This is a genomic window from Pseudomonas sp. CAN1 (genome assembly GCF_030462585.1).
In the GTDB taxonomy this organism is placed as follows: domain Bacteria; phylum Pseudomonadota; class Gammaproteobacteria; order Pseudomonadales; family Pseudomonadaceae; genus Pseudomonas.
Window position 1 is genome coordinate 1 of the sequence record NZ_JASMRU010000065.1, and the last position, 9619, is coordinate 9619.

The 9619-nt window shown below is 67.5% G+C and carries 8 protein-coding genes and 1 pseudogene; 7 read left to right on the forward strand and 2 right to left on the reverse strand.

Annotated elements, in window-relative coordinates; translation table 11 throughout:
• Positions 1 to 621: MFS transporter (locus QO207_RS30700; RefSeq protein ID WP_301536021.1), on the reverse strand; the 621-nt coding region annotated here is incomplete at its 3' end.
• Between the two features lie 311 nt (positions 622 to 932).
• Between QO207_RS30700 and QO207_RS30705 the strand changes: the two genes are divergently transcribed.
• The gene (locus tag QO207_RS30705) at positions 933 to 1478 is read left to right on the forward strand and encodes an RNA 2'-phosphotransferase (protein WP_301536022.1); all 546 of its coding nucleotides are present in this window, start codon (positions 933 to 935) and stop codon (positions 1476 to 1478) included.
• Between the two features lie 6 nt (positions 1479 to 1484).
• Here the strand turns inward: QO207_RS30705 and QO207_RS30710 are convergent, their stop codons facing one another.
• On the reverse strand, positions 1485 to 2327 hold the full coding sequence (locus QO207_RS30710; RefSeq protein WP_301536023.1) for an IclR family transcriptional regulator: 843 nt from the start codon (positions 2325 to 2327) through the stop codon (positions 1485 to 1487).
• A 319-nt stretch (positions 2328 to 2646) separates the two neighbouring features.
• Here QO207_RS30710 and QO207_RS30715 point away from each other — a divergent pair, with 319 nt between their 5' ends.
• The 6 genes and pseudogenes from QO207_RS30715 to QO207_RS30740 all read left to right on the forward strand — a co-directional run.
• The gene (locus QO207_RS30715) at positions 2647 to 3393 is read left to right on the forward strand and encodes a helix-turn-helix transcriptional regulator (RefSeq protein WP_301536024.1); all 747 of its coding nucleotides are present in this window, start codon (positions 2647 to 2649) and stop codon (positions 3391 to 3393) included.
• A 115-nt stretch (positions 3394 to 3508) separates the two neighbouring features.
• Entirely contained in the window at positions 3509 to 4996 is a 1488-nt protein-coding gene (locus QO207_RS30720) for an efflux transporter outer membrane subunit (protein ID WP_301536025.1), read from the forward strand.
• A complete protein-coding gene (locus QO207_RS30725; RefSeq protein WP_301536026.1) occupies positions 4993 to 6150 on the forward strand; it encodes an HlyD family secretion protein in 1158 nt (385 codons plus the stop codon). Before QO207_RS30720 ends, QO207_RS30725 begins: the two co-directional genes overlap by 4 nt.
• Positions 6143 to 7669 carry an MDR family MFS transporter gene (locus tag QO207_RS30730; RefSeq protein WP_301536027.1) on the forward strand — a complete coding sequence of 509 codons (1527 nt, stop codon included), beginning with the start codon at positions 6143 to 6145 and terminating at the stop codon, positions 7667 to 7669. The genes QO207_RS30725 and QO207_RS30730 overlap by 8 nt, the downstream gene beginning before the upstream one ends.
• 144 nt (positions 7670 to 7813) lie before the next feature.
• Positions 7814 to 8641, forward strand: a complete 828-nt coding sequence (locus QO207_RS30735; protein ID WP_301536028.1) for a MaoC family dehydratase N-terminal domain-containing protein — start codon at positions 7814 to 7816, stop codon at positions 8639 to 8641.
• 88 nt (positions 8642 to 8729) lie between these two features.
• Positions 8730 to 9467: pseudogene (locus tag QO207_RS30740) on the forward strand (acyl-CoA dehydrogenase family protein); the annotation flags it as partial.
• Positions 9468 to 9619: the final 152 nt, after the last annotated feature.

Sequence of the window (9619 nt, forward strand, 5' to 3'; positions counted from 1 at the left end):
CTCCGGCAGCCACACCAGCAGCACAACTGCCAGCAGCAGCGGCAACACACCACCAAGCAGCAGCAGGCTATGCCAGCCGTAGGCCGGGATCAGCTTGGCGGAGACGAAACCGCCAGACGCCATGCCCAGGTTGAAGCCGCAGAACATGCTGGTCACCAGCAGCGACTTGAGACGCTCGGGGGTGTATTCGGAGAGCAGCGTGGTGGCGTTGGGCATCGCCGCACCGAGACCGATACCGGTCAGCAGACGCAGCGCCATCAACTGTTCGAGGTTGCTGCTGTAGGCCGAGATCAGGCTGAACAGCCCGAACAGGAACACCGCCACCACCAGCACGCCCTTGCGCCCGAAGCGGTCGGCCAGCGGGCCGGAACCCAGGGCGCCGACCACCATGCCGATCAGCGCTGCGCTCATCACCGGGCCGAGGCTGGCGCGGTCGATGCCCCAGTCCTGGGTCAGCGCAGGCGCAATGAAACCCATGGCGGCGGTATCCAGGCCGTCGAGGAAGACGATGAGGAAGCACAGCAGCACGATGCGGCACTGGTATAGCGACAGCGGCTGGGCATTGATGAAGGACTGGACGTCGAGGGTGCCGGCAGCGGGCACGTGGGCGGAACTGGTCATGCGAAGACTTCCTGCGAGGGCGTCGTCGCGGGAAGGCCGGCTTTATCGCCCTGCACTCCCGCAAGCTGGACAGGAATGAGGCGCGAGCCGGTGGACGCACGGACCGGCGGATCGGGCAGGCACTCAGGGGCCATGGCTGACGCTCATTGTTGTTATTGCCCGTCCGGCTGGACGGGTTGGGCAACAGTACGAAGAGACGTTCAGCCGTTCAATTCGATAATCGCCACAGTGGGCGGTTAGCGAACAGCATTCCGCCACGCCCGCTCCGGTTAGAATGCGCCGCGCACAAAAAGGAAAAATCAGAGGAAGAGATGAACGACAACGAAAGGAAATCCATCAGCAAGTGGCTGTCGCTGATCCTGCGCCACAGCCCGGAAACCGCCGGCCTGAGCCTGGACGTCAATGGCTGGGTGAGCGTCGAGGAACTGCTCGCGCAGTCCGCCCGCAAGGGGCGCCGCTTCGACCGCGCGATGCTCGATGAAGTAGTCGCCACCAACGACAAGCAACGCTTCGCCTTCAGCGACGACGGCCTGCGCATCCGCGCCAGCCAGGGCCACTCGGTCAATATCGATCTGCAACTTGAGCCCTGCGAGCCGCCCGAGGTGCTCTACCACGGCACCGTCCCCGCGGCGATCGCGGCAATCCTGGCGGACGGCCTGAAGCCCATGAGCCGCCAGCACGTCCACCTCAGCGCCGACCGCGAAACCGCCGACCGGGTCGGCTCGCGACGCGGCAAGCCGACCATCCTGGTGGTGCGCAGCGGCCAGATGTGGCGCGACGGCCACCGTTTCTACCGCTCCGCCAACGGCGTCTGGCTGGCCGAATCGGTGCCTGCGGGCTACCTCGAACAGCGCTGAGCGCCGTCAGTGGAACAGCCGTGTGCCCAGCTCGCGGCTGGCCTCCAGCAGCACCGGCAGGAAACGCGTTTCCAGCTCCTGGCGCGACACACGGCCAGCGTGGGTGCCGACGTTCAGCGCGGCCAGCACCTGGCCGGCGGAATCCTTCAGTGGCACGGCAATGGAGCGCAGGCCGACTTCCAGTTCCTGATCGATGATCACCCAGCCCTGCTGACGAATCTCGGCGATGCTCGCGCGGAGCATTTCCGGGGTGTGCACGGTGCGGCTGGTCTTCACCTGCAGGTCGGCGTGAGAGAGGTAATCCTCCAGCGCATCATCGTTCAGTCCCGCGAGCAGGATGCGCCCCATGGACGTGCAGTAGGCCGGCAGGCGGCTGCCGACGCTCAGGTCCACCGAGATCAGGCGCTGCGGCGTGGCCGAGCGGGCGATGTAGAGAATCTCGTCGCCTTCCAGCGTCGCCATGGAGCAGGCCTCGTGCAGTTGCTCGCTGAGGCGGTCGAGGATCGGCTGCGCAGTGACCGCCAGCGGCGTCGAGGACAGGTACGCGTGGCCGAGGGTCAGCACCTTGGGCAGCAGCGAATAGGTGCGACCGTCGGAGGTGACATAGCCCAGTTTCATCAGCGTGTGCAGGCAGCGGCGCACGGCAGCGCGCGGAATCTCGGTACGGTGGCTGATCTGCGCGATGGTCAGGTGGCGCTTGCGCTCCTGGAACGCGTGGATCACCGCCAGGCCGCGGGCCAGCGAGGTCATGAAGTTCGGGTCGCCGGTAAACGCCTCGATACGCTTGGCGGGCGAAGCGATGATCGGCGGCGCGAGGGGCGGCAGGCTGGCACGGGGAGCGTCGGTCATTGTTGTTGTCCTGGTCGAGCGATAGTCGGTCGATTATCGGCAGGCTCGTTCGATAATCGCAAACATTCCGCCCGATAATCGCACAGGACCCGAGTTCATCTGGCCAATCTCCCCAGCCGCGAACGCAGCTTTCAAACGAAAGGCAAAAATCAAATATTTATTGCCACAATCAAAATAGAACTTAACCTTTATTGCTGAAATAAAAGCAGAACAGCAATATTTGGTGAAAACACCTCTCAGGAAAAACATAGAATACTTCCCTGCCCCGAGAGCGCCACTGTCGGGCAACCAACAACCTGCCACCTGACGACACCACCCCATGACCTGTGCAATGTCCCTGGAGGCGCTGGCCTTCGATCACCACGACGGCGAGGAAATCCTCCCGCACTGCCACGCCCAGGCGCAGCTGATCCATTCGCTGTCCGGGGTGATGCTGGTGGGTGCAGCGCAGAAGAACTGGGTGGTGCCGGCGGGCCACGCGCTGTGGGTGCCGCCAGGCACCGGGCACCAGATCCGCATGTTCGGCAACGTGCGCATGCGCACCCTGTTCATGCCCGCCTCCACCTGGCCGTGGGGCGGTGAGCAGTGCCAGCTGATCACGGTGACGCCACTGCTGCGCGAGTTGCTGGTTGCCGCCAGCGCGCTGCAATCCGGCGTGGGCGACCCGCATCGCCGTCGCTGCCTGCACGAGCTGCTGCTGGTGGAAATGCACGCCGCGCAGACCGTCGCCATCCACCTCGCCATGCCGCTGGACCCGCGCCTGCTGCGGCTGTGCAACGCAGTGATCGCCGCGCCAGCGGACGAGAACGGCCTGGAGGACTGGGCGCAGCGCCTGAACATGAGCAGCCGCACCCTCGCCCGCCTGTTCCAGCGCGAGTTGGGGATGAACTTCGGTGACTGGCGCAGCCGCGTGCGCATGGTCCTCAGCCTGCAACGGCTGATCGCCGGCGCCTCGGTGCTGGAGGTCGCCCTGGAGCACGGCTACCAGAGCCCGAGCGCGTTCTCGCAGACTTTCAAGCGCATCCTCGGCCAGTCGCCCAGCCACTACCAGGCGGTGCGCGGCTGAGAGCGCCGCAAACCACGCTTGTCACTTTCGCGCCGATCCTTGTCGGGATCGCGAGAGCGCCGCCAGGGGCTGAATCCCTACCCTGCAGGAGTCCGAAACTGAACGACTCCTCATCATGCCCAAGACCCTTCCGTACCCGCGAACCCTGGTGTTCGCGCTGGCCGGTGCCGGCCTGCTGCTCGGCGGCTGCACGGCAGTCAGCGAGCACGTATCGCCCTCCCCCGGCCTGGCTTCCGGCGGCGACTGGCAGGCCCTCGCCAGCGACACCGCCGCGCAGGAGCCGCCCGCCAACTGGTGGCGCCTGTACCAGGACCCGCAGCTCGACCAGCTGGTAACCCAGGCCCTGCAACACAACCAGGACCTGCAAGCCTCCCTCGCCCACATCGACGAACTGCTGGCGCTGCTGGGCCAGGCCCGCGCGCAGCGCTGGCCGAGCACCACGGCGAGCTGGCAGACCTTCTACGGCCGCAGCAGCGACGACCAGACCGAAGCCAAGGCCACGGGCGGCCGCGCCGGCTCGCAGTGGAACCAGGTGCCGGGCTTCGCCCTGGATTACCCGCTCGACCTCTGGGGCCAGGTGCGCCAGTCGATCCTCGCCGCCCAGGCCAACGCCGAAGCCGCGCAGGCCGCCCACGACCAGCTGCGCGTCGAAGTCGCTGCCGGCACCGCCCGCGCCTACGCCAATGCCTGCGCCTATGCCGCGCGGGCCGACATCCAGCAGCACTCGCTGCAGGCCGTCGAGCGCAGCCTCGACCTCACCCGCCGCCAGCGCCGCGCCGGGCTGGTCACCGAGTTGGAAGTGGACCGCGTGCGCAGCCTGCTGGAGGAAACCCGCGCCCTGCTCCCACGCCTGCAAGCCGAGCACCAGGCAGCGCTGGAGGAGCTGGGCGTGCTCACCGGCAGCGAACCGGGGCAACTGCCGGCGGCGGTCAGCGATTGCCGCAGCGTGCCGCAGCTGCGCCAGGCACTCCCGGTGGGTGATGGCTGGGCGCTGCTGCAACGGCGCCCGGACATTCGCCAGGCCGAACGCGAAATGGCCGCCGCCGGCCATGAAGTCGGCGTGCGCCAGGCGGATTTCTATCCGAGCGTGTCCTTCGGCGCGTCGATCAGTTCCTCCGCCGAGCGCCTGCACGACCTCGGCAAGCACGAGGCGATCACCTACGCCATCGGCCCGCTGATCAGCTGGAGCTTCCCCAACCTGCTGACCAGCCGCGCCCGCCTCGACGGCGCCCAGGCCCACGAGCGCCAGCAGCTTGCGCGCTTCCAGCAGCAGGCGCTGGTGGCGCTCAAGGAAGTCCGCCAGAGCCTGGCCCGCTACCACGGCGAGAGCGGCCACCGCGAGGCGCTGGGCAGCGCGCTGGACAGCAGCCGAAACGCCTACCGCCTGGCGCAGCTGAACTACCAGGCCGGCGCCCTGGACTTCCTCGACGTGCTCGACAGCGAGCGCGCCATGGTCCGCCTCGAAGCCGACAAGGCCGAGGCCGACCGGCGCCTGGTCGCGCGGCAGATCGATCTCTTCCACGCCCTCGGCGGCGGCTGGCAGGACATGCCAGCCAAACCGCTGGCCCACCACTCCCCCTCTGTCACCGGACCTGTGCGATGAACATTGCCGTCGACGAAACACACACCGAATCCGCCGAACAGGCGCTGCAACAGCAGAAGAAACAGCGCCAGCGCCGCCGACTGTGGCTCGGCGGCAGCGTGCTGATCGTCGCTGCCCTGGGCTACGGCCTGTATTGGCAAGCTGTCGGCCGCTACCTGGAGGAGACCGACGACGCCTACGTGCGCGCCGACTGGATCACCATCAGCCCGAAGGTGTCCGGCTACGTCGCCGAGGTGCTGGTGCAGGACAACCAGCAAGTCGCTGCCGGTACGCCGCTGGTACGCATCCATGACCGCGACTACCAGGCCCGCCTGCTGCAGGCGCGGGCACGGCAGAGCGAGGCTCGCGCCGCCATCGCTGCGCAGCAGGCGGCACTGGTAACGCTGGATGCTCAACTCAAGGAACAGCAGGCGCGGATCGACCAGGCCCGCGCCGACATCGACTCCGCCAGCGCGGAACGCCAACGCGCGCAACTGGACTTCCAGCGCTACCGCGAGCTGGTCGCGCAGCAGGCCGCCAGCAGCCAGCGCCTGGAAAGCGTCACCGCCGACTTCGCCCGCGCGCGCTCGGCACTGAGCCGCGCCGAAGCTGCCGCCAGCCGCCAACGCACCCGCCTCAGCGTGTTGCAGGCCAGCCGCGAACAGGCCAGCGCCGGCCTGGAGCAGCAGAAGGCCCGCGCCAGCGAGGCGGACGCCAGCCTCGCCCTGGCACAGAACGCCCTGGAAGACACGCTGATCCACGCGCCCATCGCCGGCGTGGTCGGCCAGCGCCGCGTGCGCCAGCGCCAGTACGTCACCCCCGGCCTGCCGCTGCTGGCGCTGGTGCCGGTGGAGCAGTCCTACGTCGTCGCCAACTTCAAGGAAACCCAGTTGCGCCGCATGCGCCCCGGCCAGCCGGTGGAGGTGCGCGTGGACAGCTTCCCCGCCGCCGTCCTGCACGGCCGCGTCGATAGCCTCTCGCCGGGCTCGGGTGCGCTCTTCGCCCTGCTGCCGCCGGACAACGCCACCGGCAACTTCACCAAGATCGTCCAGCGCTTCCCGGTGCGCATCAGCCTCGACGCAGACGCGCGCCAGCAGGTGCCGATCCTGCCGGGCATGTCGGTGCTCGCCGAGGTAGATACCCGCGCGAAAGTCGAGGCGCGCGGCCATGACTAGCGAAGCCGAGAAGACCTCGCTGAAGGCCTGGGTGGCGGTGATCGGCGGGCTGTTCGGCTGCTTCATGGCCGGCATGAACGTGCACGTCACCAGCGCCGCCCTGCCGGAAATCGAAGGCTCGCTGGGCGCCACCTTCGAGGAAGGCTCGTGGATCTCCACCGCCTACCTGGTGGCGGAGATCGTGATGATCCCGCTGACCGCGTGGCTGGTGGAGGTGTTCTCGCTGCGCCGGGTGATGCTGGTGGGCTCGGGCATCTTCCTGGCGGCCTCGGTGGCCTGTTCGTTCGCGCCCAACCTGGCCACGCTGATCGCCATCCGCGTGGTCCAGGGTGCGGCCGGCGCGGTGCTGATCCCGCTGTCGTTTCAGCTGATCATCACCGAGCTGCCGGCGTCGCGGGTGGCCATGGGTATGGCACTGTTCAGCCTGTCCAACAGCGTCGCCCAGGCCGCCGGCCCGTCCATCGGCGGCTGGCTCACCGACGCCTACAGCTGGCGCTGGATCTTCTATTTGCAGCTGATCCCCGGCGTGCTGCTGCTCGCCGCCGTGGCCTGGGCCATCGAGCCGAAGGCCGCGCAACTGCACAAGCTGCGCAACGGTGACTGGCTCGGCATCGCCAGCATGATCATCGGCCTGGGGGCGATCCAGATCGTGCTGGAGGAAGGCGGCCGCAAGGACTGGTTCGGCTCGCAGTTCATCGTCTGGATGCTGGTCGCCGGCGTGCTCGCCCTGCTGCTGTTCATCTACACCCAGCTGTTCGGCCGGCGCTCGTTCATCAACCTGCGCCTGCTGGCCGGCTACAACTTCGGCGTGGCCAGCGCAGCGATGTTCATCTTCGGCGCGGCGACCTTCGGCCTGGTGTTCCTGGTGCCCAACTACCTGTCCCAGCTGCACGGCTACAACGCCCGCGAGATCGGCGTCAGCCTGATCGCCTACGGCCTCGTGCAGCTGTTCCTGGCGCCACTGATGCCACGCCTGATGCGCTGGCTGCCGCCCAAGCTGATGGTCGCCAGCGGCTTCGCGATCATGGCCGCCGGCTGTTACCTGGGCGTGTTCCTCGACGCCGACGCCGCTGCCAATGTGATCATCCCGTCCACCGTGGTGCGCGGCATCGGTCAACCATTCATCATGGTCGCGCTGTCGGTGCTGGCGGTGTCCGGCCTGTCGAAGCAGGAAGCCGGCTCGGCCTCGGCCCTGTTCTCCATGCTGCGCAACCTCGGCGGCGCAGTCGGCACCGCCGCGCTGACGCAGATCGTCTCGCAGCGCGAGCGCTTCCACTCCGAGCGTATCGGCGAGCAACTGACAGTGTTCTCCCCTGCCCTGCAGGAACGCCTGCCGAGCAGTGGCGATGCCTTCGCCCTGAATGAATGGCTGCCGGCACAGGCCGAAGCCCTCGCGCGAATGGCCGAGCAGGTTCGCCATGAGTCCTTCCTGATGGCCTACGGCGATGCGTTCTACCTGTCCTTCCTCGCGCTGCTGGCCTGCGCCCTGGCGGCACTGGCACTGCGCACCGGCAAGTGAACCGCTACGCCACGCGTCCAGAGCGGGCGCGTGGCGCAGTGAGTGTTAGCCTGGGCTTCAACCGGGCTTCGGCAAAAGCAAATTCCTCCCCTGCCGCGCCCGCCCGCATCATGCCGCCCATCACCCATAAAGCGGATACACGGCATGACCGACTTCGATCCCTCGGCATGGCTGGGGCGCACCCAGGAAGTGCACGACCAACTCAGCCGCAACCTCGTGCAGCGCATCGCGGCGACCTTCAATGCCCAGGCGCCGGCCCATGGTGAAGAGCTGCCGTGGCTGTGGCACTGGTGCTTCTTCAATGACCAGGTCGCCGGCAATCGCCTGGGCCCGGACGGCCACCCGACGCTGGGCACCTTCATGCCCCCGGCTCATGGGCGCAACCGCATGTGGGCCGGCGGCCGGCTGGAGTTCCTCGAACCGCTGCGGGTCGGCGCCGAAGCCTTCCGCAAGACGCGTATCGAGCGCATCGAGGAGAAGGCCGGGCGCACCGGCTCGCTGCTGTTCGTCACCCTCGCCCACGAGTACTGGCAGGACCAGCAGCTGTGCCTGCGCGAGGAGCAGGACATCGTCTACCGCGAGCCCTCGCCGCCCAAGCTGAGTGAGGGCGAACCCGCGCCGCTGGCGGACTGGGAGGAAAGCGTCGCGCCCGATCCGACCCTGCTGTTTCGCTACTCGGCAGTGACCTTCAACGCCCACCGCATCCACTACGACTGGCCCTACGTCACCGCCAGCGAAGGCTACCCCGGCCTGGTGGTGCACGGTCCGCTGACCGCCAGCCTGAGCCTCGCCGCATTCGCCCGCGCCAACCCGCTGGCACGCCTGCGCCGCTTCAGCTTCCGCGGCGTGCGCCCACTGATCGCGCCGGAAACCTTCCGCGTCGGCGGCCGCCATACCGAGCCCGGCGTGGCCGAGCTGTGGGCCGCCAATGGCAGCGGCCTGTGCCAGCGCGCCGACGTGCTGTTCGACTGATCGATCCCTTCGATCCCCGAAAACCGAAAACCGAAAACCGAACAAGAAATCCGCGTTCGCCCAGGCGACGCCGCCCAGAGGAACCCTCATGAACCACAACCACGAAGAACTCCAGGCCATCCGTGACGGCGTGCGCGCCCTCTGCGCGGAGTTCCCCGCCGAGTACTGGCGCAAGATCGACGAAGAGAAAGGCTTCCCCGAGGACTTCGTCCGCGCCATGACCGAAGCCGGCTGGCTCTCGGCGATGATCCCGGAAGAGTACGGCGGCTCCGGCCTGGGCCTGGCCGAGGCGTCGGTGATCCTCGAAGAGGTGAACCATTGCGGCGGCAACTCCGGCACCATCCACGGGCAGATGTACAACATGTTCACCCTGCTGCGGAACGGCAGCGCCGAGCAGAAGGCCTACTACCTGCCCAAGCTTGCCAGCGGCGAACTGCGCCTGCAGTCCATGGGCGTCACCGAGCCGACCACCGGCACCGACACCACCAAGATCAAGACCACCGCCGTGCGCCAGGGCGACAAGTACGTGATCAACGGCCAGAAGGTGTGGATCTCGCGCATCCAGCACTCCGACCTGATGATCCTGCTGGCCCGCACCACGCCGCTGGCCGAGGTGAAGAAGAAGTCCGAGGGCATGTCGATCTTCCTCGTCGACCTGCGCGAAGCCATCGGCAACGGCCTGACCGTGCAGCCGATTGCCAACATGGTCAACCACGAGACCAACGAGCTGTTCTTCGACAACCTGGAAATCCCCGCCGGCAACCTGATCGGCGAAGAGGGCAAGGGCTTCAAGTACATCCTCGACGGCCTCAATGCCGAGCGCACGCCGATCTGCCAGGCGCAGACGTAGCTGTCGTCTTCGCGCTGTTGCCATTTCAGCTCGATCGGCAATTCGCTGCCTGCTTGCAGGCGGCCATTGGGGTGCTCCAGATCGAAGAACAGCTGGCCGCTGTCGAGGATCAGCGCCATCAGCTCGGC